At 74.5% G+C, this 20021-nt stretch carries 18 protein-coding genes; 16 read left to right on the top strand and 2 right to left on the bottom strand.

The annotated features are described in order from the left end of the window. The first annotated feature begins 46 nt into the window (after positions 1–46). On the top strand, positions 47–733 hold the full coding sequence (locus tag E4623_RS06220) for a TetR/AcrR family transcriptional regulator (protein ID WP_134765665.1): 687 nt from the start codon (positions 47–49) through the stop codon (positions 731–733). A 21-nt stretch (positions 734–754) separates the two neighbouring features. Here the strand turns inward: E4623_RS06220 and E4623_RS06215 are convergent, their stop codons facing one another. Continuing rightward, the gene (locus tag E4623_RS06215; protein ID WP_134765664.1) at positions 755–1570 is read right to left on the bottom strand and encodes an acyl-CoA thioesterase domain-containing protein; all 816 of its coding nucleotides are present in this window, start codon (positions 1568–1570) and stop codon (positions 755–757) included. A 10-nt stretch (positions 1571–1580) separates the two neighbouring features. Further along, the gene (locus tag E4623_RS06210; protein ID WP_167736503.1) at positions 1581–3143 is read right to left on the bottom strand and encodes an AMP-binding protein; all 1563 of its coding nucleotides are present in this window, start codon (positions 3141–3143) and stop codon (positions 1581–1583) included. Positions 3144–3307: 164 nt separating this feature from the next. Between E4623_RS06210 and E4623_RS06205 the strand changes: the two genes are divergently transcribed. From E4623_RS06205 to E4623_RS06135, 15 genes are read left to right on the top strand one after another with little or no spacing between them, the layout of a single operon-like run. Next, positions 3308–4924, top strand: a complete 1617-nt coding sequence (locus tag E4623_RS06205) for an AMP-binding protein (RefSeq protein ID WP_134765662.1) — start codon at positions 3308–3310, stop codon at positions 4922–4924. Continuing rightward, positions 4908–5699, top strand: a complete 792-nt coding sequence (locus tag E4623_RS06200) for an enoyl-CoA hydratase-related protein (protein ID WP_134765661.1) — start codon at positions 4908–4910, stop codon at positions 5697–5699. Before E4623_RS06205 ends, E4623_RS06200 begins: the two co-directional genes overlap by 17 nt. 46 nt (positions 5700–5745) lie before the next feature. Then, positions 5746–6507 carry an SDR family NAD(P)-dependent oxidoreductase gene (locus E4623_RS06195; RefSeq protein ID WP_134765660.1) on the top strand — a complete coding sequence of 254 codons (762 nt, stop codon included), beginning with the start codon at positions 5746–5748 and terminating at the stop codon, positions 6505–6507. A 53-nt stretch (positions 6508–6560) separates the two neighbouring features. Further along, the gene (locus E4623_RS06190; RefSeq protein ID WP_134765659.1) at positions 6561–7697 is read left to right on the top strand and encodes an acyl-CoA dehydrogenase family protein; all 1137 of its coding nucleotides are present in this window, start codon (positions 6561–6563) and stop codon (positions 7695–7697) included. After that, positions 7697–8932, top strand: a complete 1236-nt coding sequence (locus E4623_RS06185) for an acyl-CoA dehydrogenase family protein (protein WP_134765658.1) — start codon at positions 7697–7699, stop codon at positions 8930–8932. The genes E4623_RS06190 and E4623_RS06185 overlap by 1 nt, the downstream gene beginning before the upstream one ends. Next, entirely contained in the window at positions 8932–9747 is an 816-nt protein-coding gene (locus E4623_RS06180) for an enoyl-CoA hydratase/isomerase family protein (protein WP_134765657.1), read from the top strand. The genes E4623_RS06185 and E4623_RS06180 overlap by 1 nt, the downstream gene beginning before the upstream one ends. A 16-nt stretch (positions 9748–9763) precedes the next feature. Next, positions 9764–11032 carry an acyl-CoA dehydrogenase family protein gene (locus E4623_RS06175; protein ID WP_134765656.1) on the top strand — a complete coding sequence of 423 codons (1269 nt, stop codon included), beginning with the start codon at positions 9764–9766 and terminating at the stop codon, positions 11030–11032. Between the two features lie 31 nt (positions 11033–11063). Further along, positions 11064–12245, top strand: coding sequence for an acyl-CoA dehydrogenase family protein (locus E4623_RS06170; RefSeq protein ID WP_134765655.1), 1182 nt, complete (start codon positions 11064–11066; stop codon positions 12243–12245). A gap of 14 nt (positions 12246–12259) precedes the next feature. Then, positions 12260–13057, top strand: coding sequence for a crotonase/enoyl-CoA hydratase family protein (locus tag E4623_RS06165; RefSeq protein ID WP_134765654.1), 798 nt, complete (start codon positions 12260–12262; stop codon positions 13055–13057). After that, the gene (locus E4623_RS06160) at positions 13054–13848 is read left to right on the top strand and encodes an enoyl-CoA hydratase (RefSeq protein WP_134765653.1); all 795 of its coding nucleotides are present in this window, start codon (positions 13054–13056) and stop codon (positions 13846–13848) included. Before E4623_RS06165 ends, E4623_RS06160 begins: the two co-directional genes overlap by 4 nt. A 57-nt stretch (positions 13849–13905) precedes the next feature. Further along, positions 13906–15318 carry a 4-hydroxyphenylacetate 3-hydroxylase N-terminal domain-containing protein gene (locus E4623_RS06155; protein WP_134765652.1) on the top strand — a complete coding sequence of 471 codons (1413 nt, stop codon included), beginning with the start codon at positions 13906–13908 and terminating at the stop codon, positions 15316–15318. Further along, positions 15318–16298, top strand: a complete 981-nt coding sequence (locus E4623_RS06150) for a nitronate monooxygenase family protein (protein ID WP_134765651.1) — start codon at positions 15318–15320, stop codon at positions 16296–16298. Before E4623_RS06155 ends, E4623_RS06150 begins: the two co-directional genes overlap by 1 nt. Then, positions 16295–17317 carry a phosphotransferase family protein gene (locus tag E4623_RS06145; protein ID WP_134765650.1) on the top strand — a complete coding sequence of 341 codons (1023 nt, stop codon included), beginning with the start codon at positions 16295–16297 and terminating at the stop codon, positions 17315–17317. The genes E4623_RS06150 and E4623_RS06145 overlap by 4 nt, the downstream gene beginning before the upstream one ends. Before the next feature lie 9 nt (positions 17318–17326). Then, positions 17327–18580, top strand: a complete 1254-nt coding sequence (locus E4623_RS06140) for an acyl-CoA dehydrogenase family protein (protein WP_134765649.1) — start codon at positions 17327–17329, stop codon at positions 18578–18580. Further along, positions 18577–20001 (top strand): phosphotransferase, encoded by a 1425-nt coding sequence (locus tag E4623_RS06135; RefSeq protein ID WP_209020537.1) that lies wholly within the window; start codon positions 18577–18579, stop codon positions 19999–20001. The genes E4623_RS06140 and E4623_RS06135 overlap by 4 nt, the downstream gene beginning before the upstream one ends. The last annotated feature ends 20 nt before the right edge of the window (positions 20002–20021 follow it).

Below are 20021 nucleotides of genomic sequence, written 5' to 3'. Positions count from 1 at the left end.
CAGGACAGTGGGAGACTCCCCGGCACACGAGGCGGGAGGCAACGGGATGCCGAAGACGAAGAGCAACCGGATGGGCGTGGCGGTCAGCGCCGAGCAGCAGGAGCGGCGGGAGACCGGGCCGCTGACCGGTCGCGGGCACGCCCGCCGCGCGGCCCTCCTGGACGCCGCTCGCCGCGTCTTCGAGGAGCGGGGGTTCCTCGAGACCCGGGTCGCCGACATCGCGGCCGAGGCGAAGGTCGCCCAGGGCACCTTCTACACCTACTTCGACTCCAAGGACGCGATTTTCCAGGCCGTCGCCGCCCGGGTCGCCGGCGACATGATCGTCGAGCTCGGCTCGAACCGCCCGCTCGCCGCGGCCACCTACGAGCGCACCTACGCCGCCACCCAGCGCTTCGTCGACTCCTACCGTCGCAACGCCAAGATCCTGGCCCTGATCGAGCAGGTCGGCACCTTCACCCCCGAGATGAAGCGGATCCGGCTCCAGGTCCGCGAGGCGCACGTCGACCGGCTGGCCCAGGCGATCGCGCACCAGCAGGAGATCGGGCTGGCCGACGACTCCCTCGACCCGGCCCTCACCGCCGAGCTCGTCGGCTCGATGGTCGACCAGGTCTGTCACGTCTGGCTGAACCTCGGCCACGAGTTCGACGAGGCCGAGCTCGTGCACGCCCTGACCGTGCTGTGGCTGCGCGGGGCGGGCATGAAGGAGATCGTCGTCCCGCCCCGGTCCGGCTGAGTCGTCGCCCGGTCGCCCGACTCACCGGGCGGGCCGGAAGAGGCACTCCTGGGTGGTGCTCGCCACGGCACGGCCGGCGCGGTCGTAGAGGGTGCCGGTGTACCAGCCGCGTCCGCGACCGGCGACGTGCGGCTCGAGGTCGGTGAGGACCCAGGCGTCCGCGCGGGCCGGGCGGTGGAACCACAGGGCGTGGTCGAGGCTGGCGCCCGGCAGCGCGCCGTCGCGGCTCAGCGGGGCGATGCCGCTGGAGATGTCGCTGAGGTAGGTCAGGACGGCGGCGTGCAGCAGCGGGTCGTCGTCGAGCGGTGCCGTCGTCCGGGCCCAGAACTGGGTCGGCCACGGGGTGTCGGGGTGGGGCTGGTCGACCGCGCGGCCCTCGAACGACAGCAGCCGCGGCAGCCCGACGGCGGGGGAGGCCTCGGGTGCGGCCACCTCGGGGGCCGCGCGCACCTGCACCTCCGGGCCGTCCTCGCGGACGTGGAACGACGCCGCCATGCTGAAGATGACCTTCCCGTGCTGGACCGCCTCGACCCGGCGGGACGAGAACGACCGGCCGTCGCGGTCGCGGTGCACGCGGAAGAGCGTCGGGTGGTCGGAGTCGCCGGCCCTGAGGAAGTAGCCGTGCAGCGAGTGCGGCAGCCGGTCGGGCTCGACGGTGAGCCCGGCCGCCCGCAGCGCCTGGGCGGCGACCTGGCCGCCGTACAGGGACCGGTCGTCGGGCACCACGAAGGTCGCGCGGTAGAGGTCGCGGTCGACGGTCTCGAGGTGGAGCGCGTCGAGGAGCGCGTGTCCGTCGGGCTCCGCGTCGGCGGCGGTGAACGGCGGGTCGAAGGTCATCGCCGGGCGCTCAGGCCTCGGCGCCGACGGGCGCCGGGAAGCGCTCGCGCAGCCGCCGCTTGAGGATCTTCCCGCTCGCGTTCAGCGGCATCTCGGGGACGACGACGACGTCGGCCGGCACCTTGAACGCCGCGAGCTGCGCGCGGCAGCGCGCCCGCAGCGCGTCGACGTCGACCACCGCGTCGGGGGCCGCTGTCACGAACGCGACGACCTCCTCGCCCCAGTGGTCGTGCGGACGACCGACGACGGCGACCTGCGCGACGCCGGGGTGGCCGGCGATGACGGTCTCGATCTCGATCGGGTAGATGTTCTCGCCGCCGCGGATGATCATGTCCTTGCTCCGGCCGGCCAGGTAGAGGTAGCCCTCCTCGTCCATCCGCGCCAGGTCGCCGCCCCAGAACCAGCCGTCCCGGATCGCCAGCGCGGTCTCCTCGGGCATCTCGAGGTAGCCGTTCATCACGGCGTCCGAGCGGGTCACGACCTCGCCGGTCTCGCCCCGCGGGACGTCGCGACCGAGCTCGTCGACGATGCGGAGCTCGACGCCGAACGCCGGCTTGCCGAGCGACCCGAGCAGGTGGGTCTCCCCTGCGAGGGCCCGGCGGTGGTCGGCCGTCCCGAGCACGGTCTGCAGGCCGCCCTCGGTGGCCGCGCCGAAGGCGTTGATCAGCCCACAGCCGAAGGTCTCCATCGCCCGGCGGAGCAGGGTCGGCGACATCGGGGCGCCGCCGTAGATGATCGAGCGCATCGCGTCGTAGCCGCCCGCGGCGGCGTCGGGGTGGTCGAGCAGCGTGCTGATCATGGTCGGCACCAGGAACGCCCCGGTGAGCCGGCCACCCCGCATCCAGCGCAGCACCTCGCCGGGCTCGAACTGCGGCAGCAGCAGCGTCGGGAACCCGCGGAAGATGTGCATCAGGATCATGCCCTGGCCGGCGATGTGGAACGTCGGCGACGCGGTGTACCGGAACTCGCCGGGCTGGATCTCGTAGTCGATCGACATCGTGATGATGAGCGACTTGATCATCCGCTGCGACTGGAGCACGCCCTTCGGCAGGCCCGTCGTGCCGGACGTGAAGGCCAGGCCGATGACGTCGTCGTCGGCCACGTCGACGTCCGGCTCGACGTCGTCGCCGGAGGCGAGCAGCGCCTCGTAGGCCTCGGCTCCCTCGGACTGGTCGAAGTCGACGAGCCCCGTCAGCGAGGCGACCTGGGGGAGCAGGGCCCGGCAGGTCGCGAGGTAGCGGCCGCTGACGAACAGCAGTCGCGGCTCGGCCCGGCGGAGCAGGGTGAGCAGCTCACTGTCGACGAGGCGGTTGTTCAGCGGCACGTAGACGGCGCCGAGCTTCATGCACGCCAGCAGCACCTCGACGTAGCCGCCGCAGTCGGTGGCCACGACGGCCACCCGGTCGCCCTGCTCGACGCCGCGGCGACGCATGGCGTCGGCGAGCCGGTTCACCCGCTCGTTGGTCTCCGCGAAGGTCTGCTCGGAGCCGTCGGGGAAGACGAAGCAGGGCACGTCGGGCGAGCGCTGGGCGCTGAGTCGCAGGTAGTCGCCCACCCGGGTCCGGGGTCGCATGGTTCTCCTCCTGGTCGCGGGAAGCCGTCCTGGCCGTCGCGCAGACCTGACGCGGTCGTCAGGTCGCTCCGGCGAGCGTAGTGCAGATCTGTGACCGTTGACACAGGCACGGTGTCTCGGGCAATACTTCGATCTTGACATCATCATCAGTTTTGGAGGCCGCGGTGCACGAGTCCCCGCCCGGAGTGACCCTCGGGGAGTTCCTGCCACTCAGCGCGGCCCGGCACCCCGACCGCACGTGCTTCGCCCTCGCCGACGGGCGGCGGTTCACCTTCGCCGAGACCAACGCCCGGGTGAACCGGCTCGTGGACGCCCTGCGGTCCGAGGGGTTCGGCCGCGGCGACCGCGTCGCCGTCCTGGCCCTCGACTCGCACCGCTACATGGAGGTCGTGCTGGCCTGCATGAAGCTCGGTGCGGTCTACGTGCCGCTGAACTACCGGCTCCAGCGCGACGAGGTCGACACGCTCCTGGCCCGCGCGGCGCCGGTGGCGCTCTTCCACGACGCGCGCTACGACGACCTGCTGGCCGGCGTCGCCGCGGCGCACCCGACGCTGCGGCTCGTCGTCCGCCTCGACGACGAGGGCGACGCGACCGGGTACGAGCCGCTGCTGGCCGCCGGGCGGGACGTCGAGCCGGACGTCGTGTGCGACGACCGCGACCAGATCGCGCTCGCCTTCACCTCCGGCACCACCGGGCTGCCCAAGGGCGTGATGCAGTCGCAGCGGATGCTGAAGAACATCACCTACGCCGGCCTGGCCGAGTACCAGGCGCGACCCGACGACGTCCGCTACACCGCCGCGCCGACGTTCCACATCAGCGGCGTGTGCGGGCTCTTCCTCGGCATCGCGACCGGCTACTCGTCCTACCTGCTGCCCCAGTTCGAGCCGTCGACGGTCCTCGACCTGCTCTCCGGCGGCGAGGTGAGTGCGGCGTTCCTGGTGCCGACGATGATCAGCAGCGTCCTCCAGCAGCCGGGCGCGGCCGAGCGGTCCTACGACCGGCTCCGGCTGATGATCTACGGCGCCTCCCCGATCTCCCCGACGCTGCTGCGCCGTGCGATGGAGGTCTTCGGGTGCGAGTTCCTGCAGGCGTTCGGTGCCGGAACCGAGGCGGGCCTCCAGTCGGTCCTGACCCCCGAGGACCACCGCCTCGCCCTCGCCGGCCGGCCGGAGCTGCTGCGCTCGTGCGGGCGGCCGTCGTTCGGCGTCGCCATGCGGGTCGTGGACGCCGACCTGCGCGAGGTCGGCGTCGGCGAGGTGGGGGAGGTGGCCACCCGCAGCGACCAGGTGATGGACGGCTACCTCGAGATGCCCGAGGAGACCGCCCGCGCCTTCGCCGGCGGCTGGTTCCGTGCCGGCGACATGGGCTACCGCGACGAGCAGGGCTACCTCTACCTGCACGGCCGCGCCAAGGACATGATCATCCGCGGCGGCGAGAACATCTACCCGATCGAGATCGAGACCGTGCTCGCCGAGCACCCGAGCATCGCCCAGGTCGCCGTCGTCGGGGTCGAGGACGAGCACTGGGGCGAGGTGGTGCGGGCCTTCGTCGTCCCCGCCGCCGGACAGGTCGTGGACGCGGGCGTGCTCCGCGCGCACTGCGCGACCCGGCTCGCGCGCTACAAGGTCCCGCGGGACGTCGTCGTCCTCGACGCGATGCCCCTCAACGCCAGCGGCAAGATCCTCAAGCGCGAGCTGCGCGTCCGGGCGGACGACCCAAACATGACATTGACATCAGTATCGGGTTCGGCCGATACTCGGGCACATGACCCTCGTGTCTGAGAACGGTGCGCTCCGGGTGTCCGTCGAGGTGACCTTCGACGGCCCGGTCGCGACCCTGACCATCGCCAACCCGCGACGCCGCAACTCGATCGGCGACTCCGGCTGGCCCCAGCTGCGCGCCGCGCTCGCCGAGGTCGAGGCCAGCGGTGCTCGGGTGCTGGTGGTCACCGGTCAGGGAGAGGACTTCTGCACCGGCGCCGACCTGTCCGAGGGCGGTTCGCGGCACCCGCTGGCCAACATGCACGTCGTCAACGAGGCGTGCCTGGCCCTGCACCGGCTCTCGGTCCCGACGATCGCGCGGGTCGACGGCTACGCCGTCGGCGCCGGCATGAACCTGGCGCTCGGCTGCGACTTCGTCGTGGCCACGCACCGCGCGAAGTTCTCCGAGATCTTCGTGCGCCGCGGCCTCTCGGTCGACTTCGGCGGCTCCTGGCTCCTGCCGCGGCTCGTCGGGCTGCACCGGGCCAAGGAGATGGTGCTGCTCGGCGAGATGCTGGAGGCCGCCACCCTCCACGAGCTCGGCGTCGTGCGCGAGGTGGTGGCGCCCGCCGAGCTCGACGCCGCCGTCGACGCGCTCGCCCAGCGCCTCGTCGCGGGCCCGCCCATCGCGATGGCCCAGTCGAAGCGGCTCCTCCACGACGCCTTCGAGGTCGGCCTCGAGCGGGCCCTCGAGGACGAGGCGCGCGCCCAGGCGGTCAACCTCGCCACCGACGACGCGGCCGAGGCCGGCGCCGCCTTCTTCGAGAAGCGCGAGCCGCAGTTCCGCGGGCACTGAGCCGCACCCGAACCCCACCCCCACCGCCCCATCCCTCAGGAGTGACATGCGCATCGACGGTTCCGTGGCCCTGGTCTCCGGCGGCGCCTCCGGGCTCGGCCTGGCCGCCGCCCGCCGGCTGCACGCGGCCGGCGCCTCGGTCGTGCTGCTCGACCTACCCACCTCGGACGGCGGGCTCGTCAGCGACGAGCTCGGCGAGCGCTGCACCTTCGTCGGCGGCGACGTCCGCTCCGAGGACGACGTCGCGGCCGCCGTCGCGGCCGCGACCGCGCTCGGCGACCTCCGGATCGCGGTCAGCTGCGCCGGCACCGGCGTCGCCGGCAAGATCGTCGGCAAGCAGGGCCCGGCCCCGCTCGACGGCTTCGCCTGGACCGTGCAGGTCAACCTGGTCGGCACCTTCAACGTGCTCCGGCTCGCCGCCGCCGCGATCGTGCGGACCGAGCCGATCGAGGGCGAGCGCGGGGTGCTGCTCGGCACCGCGTCCGTCGCGGCGTTCGAGGGCCAGGTCGGGCAGGCCGCCTACTCGGCGTCCAAGGGCGGCGTGGTCGGGATGACGCTGCCCATCGCCCGCGACCTCGCACCGCAGCTGGTCCGCATGGTCACCATCGCGCCCGGCATCTTCGACACCCCGATGCTCGGCGGCCTGTCCGAGCCGGTCCGGGAGTCCCTCGGCCAGCAGGTGCCGCACCCGTCGCGGCTCGGCCGGCCCGAGGAGTACGCCGCCCTGGTGCAGCACGTCGTCGAGAACCCGATGCTCAACGGCGAGACGATCCGGCTCGACGGCGCCATCCGGATGAGCCCCCGCTGAGCTGCCGCTCGACCCGCTCGACCCGCTCGACCCAACGACGCTGGAGGAGAACGATGGAGTTCACCTGGACGTCCGAGCACCGCGACCTGAGGGTCGCGGTGCGCCGTCTGATGACCACCCGGGCCCCCGTCGACCGGGCCCGCGCGCTCGCCGCCGACGGCGTCCGGCACGACACCGAGCTGTGGGCGACGATGGCCGAGCAGCTCGGGCTCCAGGCGCTCGACGTGCCCGAGGAGCACGGCGGGGTGGGCGGCTCGCTCGTCGACGTCGCCGTCGTCCTGGAGGAGATGGGCGCGGTGCTGCACGGTGGCCCGTTCCTGTCGACCGCGGTCCTCGCCGTCGAGGTGCTGCGCGAGCTCGCGCCGGTCGCCGACGCCGCCGGCGACCTGCTGGGCCGGATCGCCGAGGGGGGCGCCACGGTCGCCGTCGCCCTCGCCGAGGACGGCCGGGCCTGGAGCCCGGGCACCGTGCGGACGACGGCCACGGGGCCGACGTCCGACGGCGCCGTCCGGCTCACCGGCACCAAGCAGCTGGTGCTCGACGGCGCGGACGCCGACCTCCTGCTCGTCCTCGCCCGCACCGACGCCGGCGCCCGCTGGTGCCTGGTCGACGGCACCGCCGACGGCGTCACCCGCGAGCGCCAGGAGGGCCTCGACCTCACCCGGCCCAGCGCCACCGTGCGGCTCGCGGACGCCCCCGGCCAGGTGCTCGGCGACCTGGACGGCGTCGCGGTCGCCGACCGGGTCCGCAGCGTCGCCTCGGTGCTGCTCGCCGCCGAGCAGGTCGGCGCCGCGGCCGAGGTCGTCCGTCGCACCGCCGAGCACGCCACCACCCGGCGCCAGTTCGGCCGTCCCGTCGGCAGCTTCCAGGGCGTCAAGCACCGGCTCGCCGACATGGCCGTCCGTGTCGAGATGGCCCGCTCGGCGGCGTACTGGGCGGCGTTCCAGGAGCGCGGCTCGGCCGACCTCGAACTCGGCGCGCTCGTCGCCCGGTCCTACTGCTCCGACGCGCTGCTGCAGACCGCCAAGGACTGCATCCAGCTGCACGGCGGCATCGGCTTCACCTGGGAGCACGACGCGCACCTGTTCCTGCGCCGCGCCCGGCTCGACGCGACGCTGCTCGGCGACACCCGGCACGCCCGGGAGCGGCTGCTGGCCCACACCCACCCCGACCTCCAGGGGGTCTCCTGATGCTGCTCGACCTCTCCGCCGACGCGACCGAGTCGGAGGCCTTCGCGGCCGCCGACGCCTGGTTGCGCGAGCACCTGCCCGACGACGTCCTCGCGGCCGCGCTGGGCGCCGAGTGGGACGCGGTGACCGCGTTCCTGGACGACGAGGAGCGTGGCGCCGCGTGGTACGCCGCGCTCGGCGCCGCCGGCCTCTCGACCCCCACCTGGCCCCGCGAGCTCGGCGGCCTCGGCCTGTCGGCCGCGGCGGCCGGCGGCGTCGCCGAGGCGGTGCTGCAGTACCGGGTGGGTCGCTCGATGACCGACTTCGTCGGGCTGGCCCTGGGCGGGCCGACCATCATCGAGCACGGCACCGACGCCCAGAAGGAGCGCTTCCTCGGGCCGCTGGCCCGCGGCGAGCACCGCTGGTGCCAGCTCTTCAGCGAGCCCGGCGCGGGCTCCGACCTCGCCGGGCTCAGCACCCGCGCCGAGCGCCAGGGCGACGGCACCTGGGTCGTCAACGGGCAGAAGGTCTGGAGCTCGTTCGCGCACCTGTCCGACTTCGGCCTCCTCATGGCCCGCACCGACCCCGACCTGCCCAAGCACCGCGGGATCAGCTACTTCCTCGTCGACATGACGACGCCCGGCGTCCTGGCCCGCCCCCTGCGGCAGATGACGGGCGACGCCGAGTTCAACGAGGTCTTCCTGACCGACGTGCACCTGCCGCCCGAGGCCCTCCTCGGCGAGGTGAACGGCGGCTGGGCGGTCGCGATCACCACCCTGATGCAGGAGCGCAACGGCCTCACCGGCCGGCCCGCCGTGGGCGAGGGCCGCTCCGACGACCTGCTGCGCCGCGCCGCGGAGACGGGCGCGCTCGCCGACCCGGTGCTGCGTGACCGGCTGCTGCTCCTGCTCGTCGAGGAGCGCGCGCTGCAGATGACCACCGTCCGCTCCTACGCCGAGGCCGGTCGCACCGCCGTCGGCGCCGAGGGATCGGTCCGCAAGCTCGTCAACGCCCAGATCGAGGAGGAGACCGGCGCGCTCGCCGCCGAGGTCGACCCCCTCGGCGTCCTCGCGTGGCCGGCGGGCGAGCCGACGCCGTCCGCCGCGCACGACTTCCTGGCGATGAAGACCACCAGCATCGCCGGCGGCACCTCGGAGATCCAGCGCAACATCATCGCCGAGCGGCTCCTAGGGCTCCCCAAGGACCCGGACCCCGAGAAGGACCTGCCCTTCAACCAGCGCGCCCGGACCACCTGATGGCCACGACGTACCGGACCCTGGAGCTGAGCCGGCCCGAGCCCGGCATCGCGCTGCTCACCCTCGACCGGCCCCACCGGCTCAACGCGCTCTCGCCCGACCTGCTGGCCGAGCTGCACGCCGTCCTCGACGAGGTCGCCGTCGACCCGACCGTCCGGGTACTGGTGCTCACCGGGCGCGGGCGGGGGTTCTGCGCCGGTCTCGACCTCACCGAGTACGACCTGGGCAACCAGGACGCCGACGTCCTCTCCCCGCAGCAGCGGATGTGGCTCCAGCAGCACATCGCCTCGCTCGTGCCCCGGCTCCGCGCGCTGCCGGTGCCGGTCATCGCGGCGGTCAACGGTCCGGCCGCCGGAGGCGGGCTGGCGCTGGCGCTGGCCGCCGACGTCCGGATCGCGGCGCGCACCGCCCGCTTCAACGTGGCCTTCGTGCGGATCGGGCTGTCCGGCTGCGACATCGGCGTCAGCTGGCTGCTGCCGCGGCTCGTCGGGGCCTCGCGGGCCTTCGAGATGCTGCTCACCGGACGGCTCGTGGACGCCGACGAGGCCGACCGGATGGGCCTCGTGACGCGGGTCGTGCCCGACGACGAGCTGCTCGACAGCGTCCTGCTCACTGCGAGAGCCATCTGTGCCAACAGCCCGATGGGGGTCAGGATGACCAAGGAGGTCATGTGGAGCCAGCTGGAGGTCGGCAGCCTCCAGGCCGGCATCGACCTGGAGAACCGCACCCAGACCCTCACGTCCTTCACCCGCGACCACGACGAGGCGGCCGCGGCCTTCCGCGAACGCCGCGCGCCGGCGTTCGAGGACCGATGACCACCCGAGGAGACCAGTGAGCACCGCTACCACCACCAGCAGCACGGGCACCGGCACCGGCAGCGACCCGGGGGCCCGACGGGCCCGGGCGCTCGACGCCGCCCGCGCCGTCGTCGCGTCCCACCCGCCCACCAGCACGCCGCGCCGCGCGTTCCTCGAGGCGTGCTTCGACGCCGGCCTCGCGTGGGTGCACTTCCCCGAGGGCCTCGGCGGGCTCGGGGCCGAGCCCGGCGTCCAGGCCGCGGTCGACGAGATCCTGCAGGGCGCCGGCGGCCCGATCCCGTTCTGGCTCAACCCGATGGGCTACGGCATGGCCGCACCGACGGTGCTGGACCACGGCAGCGCCGAGCTGTCGGAGCGGCTGCTGCGCCCGCTGTACGTCTGCGACGAGCTCTGGTGCCAGCTGTTCAGCGAGCCCGGCGCCGGCTCCGACCTCGCCGGGCTCGCGACCCGCGCCGAGAAGGTCGGCGACGAGTGGGTGGTGAGCGGCCAGAAGGTGTGGACGAGCAGCGCGCACCTCGCCCGGTGGGCCCTGCTCCTGGCCCGAACCGACCCCGACCAGCCCAAGCACCGGGGGCTGACCTACTTCGTCCTCGACATGCACGGGCCGGGCGTCGAGGTGCGCCCGCTGCGCCAGATGACCGGCGAGGCGGAGTTCAACGAGGTCCACCTCACCGAGGCGCGGATCCCCGACAGCCACCGGCTCGGCGAGGTCGGCGAGGGCTGGCGGGTCGCCATGACGACGTTGATGAACGAGCGCAGCGCCATCGGAGGCGGCTCGAGCGTCCGCGGCAGCGGGTCGATCGGCTCGGCCCTGCGGCTGTGGCGCTCGCGACCCGACCTGCACACCCCGGAGCTGCGGGCCCGTCTGGTCGAGCTGTTCGCCCGCGCGGACGCCGCCCGCCTCACCGGTGACCGGTTCCGCATCGAGCAGGGCGACAGGCCCGCCGGCGCCGAGGGCTCGATCGGCAAGCTCACCGGTGCCGAGCTGAACCAGGAGGTCTACGAGTTCTGCCTCGACGTCCTCGGCCCGGACGCCGCCCTCTACAGCGGGTACGGCCCGCCCGACGAGACCGACGAGACCGACGAGACCGGCGGGCCCGGCGGGCCCGGCGGCGAGCCGGTAGAGGACTACGGCCGGCTCTTCCTCCGCTCGCGCGCCAACACGATCGAGGGCGGCACCTCGGAGGTGCTGCGCAACATCCTCGGCGAGCGACTCCTCGGGCTGCCCGGCGACGTCCGCGTCGACACCGGCAAGCCGTGGCGGGAGGTGCCCCGTGGCTGACACCGACCCCCGACCCCCCGTAGGAGCCCCGATGGAGTTCGACCTCACCGACGAGCAGCGCTCGCTGCGCGACCTGGCGCGCTCGTTCGCGACCCGGACCTTCGACGAGACCGCCGTGCGGGCCCAGCTCGACACCGAGCACGGCTTCGACCGCGACGCCTGGCGCGCCCTCGGGACCGACCTCGGCGTCCTCGGGCTCACCCTGCCCGCCGCGCTCGGCGGCGACAGCGAGCCGGGCGCCCCCGGCCACGTCGAGCTCGCGCTGCTCGCCGAGGAGCTCGGCCGCACCCTGGCCGGCGTCCCGCTGCTCGGCACCGTCGCGCTCGCCGGCACCGCGCTGTCCCACGTCGGCGACGACCCGGGCGGCCTCGCCGCCGAGCTCGTCGGCGGCGTCGTGGACGGCGGCACCGTGCTCGCCCTGGTCGCCACCGACGCCCGCGGCCGCTGGTCGCCGGACACCACCGACGTCACCACCGACGGCGGCACCGACGGCGGCACCGACGGCGGCACCGACGGCGGCACCGAGGTCCGGCTCACCGGCACCGCCTCCCACGTGCTCGACGCCGCGGCGGCCGACACCCTGCTCGTCCTCGCCCGGACACCCGACGGTCCGCGCCTGCACGTCGTCCGGGCCGGTGCCGAGGGCCTGCGGACGACGCCGCAGACGACCCTCGACCAGACCCGGCGGCTCGCGCTCGTCCGGTTCGACGCCACCCCCGCCACGCCGATCGGCACCGCCGGGGCCGCGGCGGTCGCCGCCGTCGCCGCGGCCCGCGACGTCGGGGCGCTGGTGCTGGCCGCCGGCGCCGTCGGCGCCGGGGCCCGGCTGCTCGAGACCTCCGTCGAGCACGCCAAGGGCCGGCTCCAGTTCGGCCGGCCGATCGGGTCGTTCCAGGGTGTCAAGCACCGCTGTGCCGACATGCTCGTGGCGGTCGAGCAGTCCCGCTCGGTGACCTACCACGCGGCGTGGACCCTCGACGGCGCCACCGACGACGACCCCCGCACCGCCGTCGACCTCGCCACCGTGGTGACCGCCGCCGCCTTCCCGGCGCTCGCCAAGAACACCGTGCAGGTGCACGGCGGCATCGGCTTCACCTGGGAGCACCCCACCCACCTCTACTACAAGCGCGCCGTCGGCGACGCGGCCCTGCTCGGGGGCCGCGCCGCGGCCGTCGAGCGACTCGCCGCGTCGGTCCTCGACGCCGCGTCCTGATCGGGAGGTCAGCCATGCCCAGCCACACCACGGACCCGAACGACGAGAGCGCCGAGGAGGTGCACGTCGAGGTGGTCGACGGCGTCCTCGTCGTCACCCTGGACCGCCCCCGCGCCCGCAACGCCGTCAACGAGAACGTCGCCCGCTCGATCGCCGCGGCGATGACCCGCCTCGACGACGACCCGGCGCTCCAGGTCGGCGTCATCACCGGCGCCGGCGGGCACTTCTGCGCCGGCATGGACCTCAAGGCGTTCGTGCGCGGCGAGAACCCCGTCGTCGAGGGCCGCGGCTTCGCGGGCCTGGTGCAGGGGCCGCCCCGCAAGCCGCTGATCGCCGCCGTCGAGGGGTACGCGCTGGCCGGCGGTTTCGAGATCGTGCTGGCCTGCGACCTGGTGGTGGCGGCCCGCGGGGCCGCGTTCGGCATCCCCGAGGCCAAGCGCAGCCTGGTCGCCGCCGGCGGCGGGCTGCTGCGGCTGCCCGAGCGGATCCCGTACCACGTCGCGATGGAGCTCGCCCTGCTCGGCAACCACGTCGGCGCCGAGCGGATGGCCGCCCTCGGCCTGGTCAACCGCCTCGTCGACGACGGTGGCGCGCTCGACGCCGCGCTGGCCCTGGCCCGCGAGATCGCCGCCAACGGCCCCCTCGCCGTCGCCGCGAGCAAGCGGATCATCGTGGAGTCGGCCGACTGGAGCGAGGAGCGGCGCTGGGCCGAGCAGGACCGGATCGCGCGCCCGGTCGGGCAGTCCGACGACGCCCGCGAGGGCGCGATCGCCTTCGCCGAGAAGCGCCCGCCCGTCTGGACCGGCCGGTGAGCGACGTGCTGCTCGTCGAGCGGAGCGACGGCGTCGCCACCCTCACGCTCAACCGCCCGGCGTCCCGCAACGCCCTCAGCGCCGAGCTGATCGCCGCCCTGCGCACCGCGATGGCCGAGGTCGGGGCCGACGACGCCGTCCGGGTCGTCGTGCTGACCGGCGCCGACCCGGCGTTCTGCGCCGGGCTGGACCTCAAGCAGCTCGGCAGCTCCGGGGAGAACCTCTCGCTCGGCGCGACCAGCGCCGACGGCGGCGGTGGCCCGGCGCACCTGCCGTGGCCGACGCTCACCAAGCCGCTGATCGGGGCGGTCAACGGCGTCGCCGTGACCGGCGGCCTCGAGCTCGCCCTGAACTGCGACCTCCTGGTCGCCTCCGAGCGGGCCCGGTTCGCCGACACCCACGCCCGGGTCGGCGTGCTGCCGGGCTGGGGCCTGTCGGTCCTGCTGCCGCTCGCGGTCGGTCGCGGCACCGCCCGCCGGATGAGCCTGACCGGCGACTTCCTCGACGCCCACCAGGCCGCCGCCGTCGGCCTGGTCACCCAGGTCGTGCCGCACGAGGAGCTGCTGCCCACCGTCCACGCCATCGCGGCGACCATCGCCGGCAACCAGCAGGACGCCGTGCGCGAGCTGCTGGCGTCGTACCGCCGGATCGAGGAGGCCCAGGTCGGCGAGGGCTTCGCGATCGAGGCCGCGACCTCGCGCGACTGGCTCGCCCGCGGCTTCGACCCGGCCCGGGTCGAGGAGCGCCGCGCGGCGATCCGCGACCGCGGCCGCGCCCAGACCACCGCCTGACCCGCCCAGACAGCACCAGACCACCGCCCGACCACCGACCCACCCCAGGAGAACCGCATGCTCACCGGAGACCAGTACCGGGCCAGCCTCGACGACGGCCGCGCCACCTTCTTCGAGGGCGAGCGGGTCACCGACCTGCCGGGCCACCCGGTGCTCGGCACCGTGGTCGACAACGTCGCGGACGGCTACGACTGGCTCGCCCTCAAGGCCGTCGACGGCGTCAGCCCGGTCAGCGGCGTCCCGACCACCCCGGAGGAGCTGCGCGAGAAGGTCGAGCTCGTCCACACCGCCGGGATGATGGCGCACGTCAACTACACCTCCCTGATGACGCTGACCACGGCCGCGAGCCGGCTGGCCGGCCAGGGCGCCGAGTACGCGGAGCGGATCCAGGCGTTCGTCACCGACGCGCAGGAGCGCGACATCCGGATCACCCAGTGCATCACCGACGCCAAGGGCGACCGGTCGCTCTCGCCGGTCAAGCAGAGCGACCCGGACGCCTACGTGCGGGTCGTCGACCGCCAGGCCGACGGCATCGTGATCCGCGGAGCCAAGCTGCACATCACCGCGGCGTCGTTCGGCCACGAGCTGATGACGATCCCGACCAAGGCGATGAAGCCCGGCGAGGAGGACTACGCGGTCGCCGCGCTGATCCCGGTCAACGCCCCGGGCGTGAAGATCGTCAACACCACCTACGCGCCGCGGCACGACGACCTCCGCATCTTCCCGATGTCGGGCCAGGAGCACTTCCCCGAGGGCTTCGTCATCTTCGACGACGTCTTCGTGCCGCACGAGCGGGTCTTCCTCGACGGTGAGACCGGCAGCGCGGCCGTCTTCGCGCACTCGCTCGGCCTGTGGGAGCGGCTCGGCGGCCTCAGCGCGATGGCCGACGGCGCCGACGTCCTGGTCGGGTTCGCGCAGCTCGTCGCGGAGGCCAACGGGCTGGAGAGGATCAGCCACGTCCGGGAGAAGATCTCGGAGATGATCATCCACGCGACGGTCGTCCGCGCGTGCCTGGAGGCGGCGCTGAGCCACGCCGAGACCGGGGTCTTCGGCGCCGTGTTCCCCAACGAGCTCTACACCAACGCCGGCAAGTACACCGGCGCCACGGAGTACCACAAGCTCGTCCGCCACCTGCACGACATCGCCGGTGCCGCGATCGTCACCGCGCCGTCCATGGCCGACCTCGAGAACCCCGAGGTGGGCCCGCTGGTCCGCAAGTACATGTCGACGAAGCCGGAGATCGACGGCGAGTACCGCACCCGCCTCTTCCACGCCATCCGCGACCTGACCGCCGACGCCTACGGCGGCTGGAAGCTGGTCACCAACATCCAGGCCGGCGGCGGGCTCTACGCCCAGCGGATCGTCACCCGCAAGCACTACGACCTCGACGGCGCCAAGCAGGCCGCGCTGCAGACCGCGGGCCTCGCCGGCGCCTCGACCACCGACGCCGGCCCGAGCCGGGGCATCTGATGCGCACCGCGTTCACCGAGGCCTTCGGCGTCGAGCACCCGGTCGTGCAGGGCGGCATGCAGTGGGTCGGCACCGCGCCGCTCGCCGGCGCCGTCTCCGCGGCCGGCGGGCTCGGCCTGGTCACCGCCCTCACCCAGCCGACGCCGGAGGCGCTGGTGCGTGAGATCGGCCGCACCCGGGACCTCACCGACAAGCCGTTCGGGGTCAACCTCACCATCCTGCCGACCATCAAGCCGGTGCCCTACGACGAGTACCGGCACGCGATCGTCGACGCCGGCGTCACTATCGTCGAGACCGCGGGCGCCAACCCGGCACCGCACATGGAGTTCTTCCGCGAGCACGGCGTCCGCGTCATCCACAAGTGCACGAGCGTGCGGCACGCCGTCAAGGCGCAGTCGGTCGGCGTCGACGCCATCAGCATCGACGGGTTCGAGTGCGCCGGCCACCCCGGCGAGGACGACGTCCCGGGCCTGATCCTCATCGCGGCCGCCCGCCGGCACGTCACGATCCCGATGGTCGCCTCGGGCGGGTTCGCCGACGGCCGCGGCCTGGTCGCGGCGCTCGCCCTCGGCGCCGACGGCATCAACATGGGCACCCGGTTCATGTGCACCGCCGAGGCGCCGATCCACCACTCCGTCAAGGAGCGGATCGTCGCCTCCGACGAGCGCGACACCGAGCTGATCTTCCGGCCGCTGCGCAACACCTCGCGGGTCTCCAGCAACGCCGTCAGCCGCGAGACCGTCGAGCTGCTCGCCTCGGGGAAGGCGTTCGAGGACGTCCGCCACCTCGTCGACGGGCAGCGCGGTCGCTCGGTCTACGAGTCCGGCGATGTCGAGGCCGGCGTCTGGTCGGTCGGGCAGGTCCAGGGCCTGATCCACGACATCCCGACCGCCGGCGAGCTGGTCGAGCGGATCATGGCCGAGGCGCACGCGCTGATCACCGGGCGGCTCGCCACGATGCTCGAGCCCGTGGGCGCGTGACGGCGGGCGGCCTCCCCGGCATCGACCCCGACGGCCTGCACGCGTGGTTCGCCGCCGAGCTCGACGTCAGGGGGCCGCTCACCTACACCTCGGTCGGCGGCGGCCAGTCGAACCTCACCTACCGGGTCGACGAGCAGGACGGCGAGCGCCGCTGCTGGGCGCTGCGCCGACCGCCCGTCGGCGAGCTGCGGCCGACGGCGCACGACGTCGTCCGGGAGTGGCAGATCATCACCGGGCTCGCCGGCACACCGGTGCCGGTCGCGCCCGCGGCCGGCGTGTGCCGCGACCCGGGGGTCACCGGGGCGCCGTTCTACCTGATGGACTTCGTCGGCGGCGTGGTGCTCGACGGTGACCGCGCCGCCGACGAGCTCGACCTGCCGGCCCGGGCCGCCTTCGTGGAGTCGTGCGTGCGGACCCTCGTGGCCGTGCACGACGTGCCGCCCGAGGTCGCCGGGGTCGGCCCCCGGACCGGGTCCGGCCCCCGGGCGTCGTACCTGGTGCGCCAGCTGCGTCGCTGGCGCGCGCAGGTGCTGGACGCCGGACCCGTGCCCGAGGGCCTGCTCGATGTGCACGACCTGCTCGCCGCGCGGGCGCCGGAGGAGACGGCGACCGGACTGGTGCACGGCGACTACCGGCCGGGCAACCTCATCGTCGCGCCCGGCGGCGAGGTCGCGGCCGTCGTCGACTGGGAGCTCTGCACCGGCGGCGACGTCCTCGTCGACGTCGGCTGGCTGGTCGCCTGGTGGCGCGGCCGCGACTTCGACGCGTGGGCGCCCGAGGGACTGCCCGGCTTCGTCGACGCCGACGCCGTCGCGACCCGGTACGCCGAGCTCACCGGTCGCGACGTCGCGGGCCTGGCCTACTACGAGGCCTTCGCCCTGTGGCGCCTGGCGTGCATCGCGCACGGCGTCCACCTGCGCTACGCCGGCGGCCAGATGGGTGACCCGCCCCAGCCGCTGGAGGCCCTGCGCCGCCGGCCCGCCCGGCTGGTGGAGCTCGCCCGAGACCGACTCACCTGAGGAGAACCCGTGGACTTCGAGATCCCCGAGCGCACCCGCGCCGTCCTGACCGACCTGGACGCCTTCATCGACGCCGAGATCCGCCCGCTCGAGGAGCAGGACGACAACGCCCGGTTCTTCGACCACCGCCGCGAGTTCGCGCGCACCGACGTCGAGCGCGGGGGCGTGCCGCGGGCCGAGTGGGTCGCCCTGCTCGACGAGGCCCGCCGGCGCGCCGACGCGGCCGGGCACTTCCGCTGGGGCCTGCCGAGCGACCTCGGTGGCGGCGGGGCCACCAACCTCGACATGGCCGTCGTCCGCGAGCACCTCGCCCACCGCGGGCTCGGCCTGCACAACGACCTCCAGACCGAGCACTCGATCGTCGGCAACCTGGTCTTCGTCGAGCTGCTCACCCGCTTCGGCACCGACGAGCAGCGCGCCGAGCTGGTCGAGGCCTCGATCGTCGGCGAGAAGGGGCTGGCCTTCGCGCTCACCGAGCCCGAGCACGGCAGCGACGCGACCTGGATGACCACGACCGCGGTCGCCGACGGCGACGACTGGGTCATCAACGGCACCAAGCGGTTCAACACCCTGGGCCACGACACCACGCACGACGTCGTGTTCGCCCGCACCTCCGGCGACGACGGCGCCGCCCGCGGGATCACCGCGTTCGTCGTCCCGCTCGACACGCCGGGCGTCGACGTCCCGTTCTACTGGTGGACGCTCAACATGCCCACCGACCACGCCGAGGTCGAGCTGCGCGACGTCCGGGTGCCGGGGACCGCGATCCTCGGTGAGGAGGGCGCCGGCCTCGACGTCGCCCAGGCCTTCGTGCACGAGAACCGGATCCGCCAGGCCGCCGGCAGCCTCGGCGCCGCGCAGTACTGCATCGACCGGTCCGTCGAGCGGGCCCGCGACCGGACGACGTTCGGGCGGCCGCTCGCGACCCGCCAGGCGATCCAGTGGCCGCTCGTCGAGCTGCACACCGAGGCCACCATGCTGCGCGCGCTGGTGCACCGTGCCGCCGTCGCGCTGGACGACGTCCGGGCCGCCGGCCGGTCGCCGGTCGAGGTCGGCCACCTGGTGTCGATGTGCAACTACCGCGCCAACCGGCTGGTCTGCGAGGCCGCCGACCGGGCCATGCAGGTGCACGGCGGGCTGGGCTACACCCGCCACGAGCCGTTCGAGCACATCTACCGCCACCACCGGCGCTACCGGATCACCGAGGGCAGCGAGGAGATCCAGATCCGTCGCGTCGCCGGGCACCTCTTCGGGTTCCTGTGAGTGCCGCGCCGGAGCCGGCCGACCGGGCCGCGCTGGTCGGCGCCGCCGCCGCCCGGGTCGCCGGCGCGACGGCGGCCTCCTCGGTGGTGCGGCTGACCGGCGGCGCCAGCCGCGAGACGTGGAGCGTCGACCTCCTGGTCGGCGGCGAGGCGGTCGCGGCGGTGGCGCGGATCGCGCTCGACGACGCGCGCGGCGTCCCGCTCGCGACCGAGGCGGCCGCGATCACCGCCGCCGCCGCGACCGGCACCCCGGTGCCCGACGTCCTCGGGGTCGAGGCGGCGCCCGACCTGGGCGGGACGCTGATGGTGATGCGGCGGGTGCCGGGGGAGACGATCGCCCGGCGGATCCTGCGTGACGAGCAGTACGCCGGGGCGCGGGCCGGCCTGGCCCGCGCGCTCGGCGAGGCCGCCGCCCGGGTGCACGCCGCCGCGCCGCCGGCGGTCGTGACCGCCACCGCGGGCGACCCGGTGGACCTGCTCCTGGCCGACCTCGGTGGGCCGGCGCCGCCGCCGTCCGGGATCGCGCTCGGGCTGCGCTGGCTGCGGGAGCACGCCCCGGCGCGGCGGGACCCGGTGCTGGTGCACGGCGACCTGCGCCTCGGCAACGTGGTGGTCGACCCCGACGGCCTGGCCGCGCTGCTTGACTGGGAGCTCGTGCACCTCGGCGACCCGCTGGAGGACCTCGGGTGGCTGTGCGCGAAGGTCTGGCGCTTCGGGGCGGAGCCGCCGGTCGGCGGGCTCGGGTCGCGCGAGGACCTGCTCGACGGCTACGCCGCCGTCGCGGGTTGGCGTCCCGGCCTCGACGAGCTGCGCTGGTGGGAGCTCTGGGGGACGGTCCGGTGGGGGCTGATGTGCGGCGTGATGGCCGAGCGGCACCTGAGCGGCGTCGAGCGCTCGGTGGAGCTGGTCGCGATCGGTCGACGCGCGTGCGAGCAGGAGCACGACGTGCTGCTCGAGCTGGGGCACGCGCTGCCGGGCGACGGCGTCCCTGCGGCATCCACCGGCGCCACCGGCCCGGCCGTCGGCGCCACCGGTGTGCACGGCCGGCCGACGGCGGTCGACCTGCTCGGCGGGGTCCGCGACTACCTGGAGGGCGGCCCGATGCGCCAGCCCGGCGCGGCCGGGTTCGAGGCCCGGGTCGCGCGTGGGGTCCTCGACACCGTCGTCCGCGAGCTCGTCGCGGTCGACGACGAGCGCGCGCACGCACGGCTGCTCGCCGGCCTCGGGTGCCACGACGACGCCGACCTGGCCCGCGCGGTCGAGCACGGCACCCACGACGACCGCTGGGACGACGTCCTGGCCGCCGTCGTCGACGGCGTCCGGCGCCGGGTCCGGGTCGCCAGCCCTCGCCGCCTCGCCGACCCGTCAGCGATCGCTGACGGGTCACCGCGCGTTCGACGCCGACCCGTCAGCGATCGCTGACGGGTCAGCGGGAAGCCGGG

It is taken from the genome of Nocardioides sp. 1609, from assembly GCF_004522105.1.
Taxonomy (GTDB): Bacteria; Actinomycetota; Actinomycetes; order Propionibacteriales; family Nocardioidaceae; genus Nocardioides.
Note: the sequence above shows the minus strand (reverse complement) of the source record. Positions and strands in the feature narration are given on the sequence as shown.

Coding starts and splice junctions, on each gene's coding strand:
- E4623_RS06220 (WP_134765665.1), top strand. CDS start 47: ATGCCGAAGACGAAGAGCAACCGGATGGGCGTGGCGGTCAGCGCCGAG.
- E4623_RS06215 (WP_134765664.1), bottom strand. CDS start 1,570: ATGACCTTCGACCCGCCGTTCACCGCCGCCGACGCGGAGCCCGACGGA.
- E4623_RS06210 (WP_167736503.1), bottom strand. CDS start 3,143: ATGCGACCCCGGACCCGGGTGGGCGACTACCTGCGACTCAGCGCCCAG.
- E4623_RS06200 (WP_134765661.1), top strand. CDS start 4,908: ATGACCCTCGTGTCTGAGAACGGTGCGCTCCGGGTGTCCGTCGAGGTG.
- E4623_RS06195 (WP_134765660.1), top strand. CDS start 5,746: ATGCGCATCGACGGTTCCGTGGCCCTGGTCTCCGGCGGCGCCTCCGGG.
- E4623_RS06190 (WP_134765659.1), top strand. CDS start 6,561: ATGGAGTTCACCTGGACGTCCGAGCACCGCGACCTGAGGGTCGCGGTG.
- E4623_RS06185 (WP_134765658.1), top strand. CDS start 7,697: ATGCTGCTCGACCTCTCCGCCGACGCGACCGAGTCGGAGGCCTTCGCG.
- E4623_RS06180 (WP_134765657.1), top strand. CDS start 8,932: ATGGCCACGACGTACCGGACCCTGGAGCTGAGCCGGCCCGAGCCCGGC.
- E4623_RS06170 (WP_134765655.1), top strand. CDS start 11,064: ATGGAGTTCGACCTCACCGACGAGCAGCGCTCGCTGCGCGACCTGGCG.
- E4623_RS06165 (WP_134765654.1), top strand. CDS start 12,260: ATGCCCAGCCACACCACGGACCCGAACGACGAGAGCGCCGAGGAGGTG.
- E4623_RS06155 (WP_134765652.1), top strand. CDS start 13,906: ATGCTCACCGGAGACCAGTACCGGGCCAGCCTCGACGACGGCCGCGCC.
- E4623_RS06150 (WP_134765651.1), top strand. CDS start 15,318: ATGCGCACCGCGTTCACCGAGGCCTTCGGCGTCGAGCACCCGGTCGTG.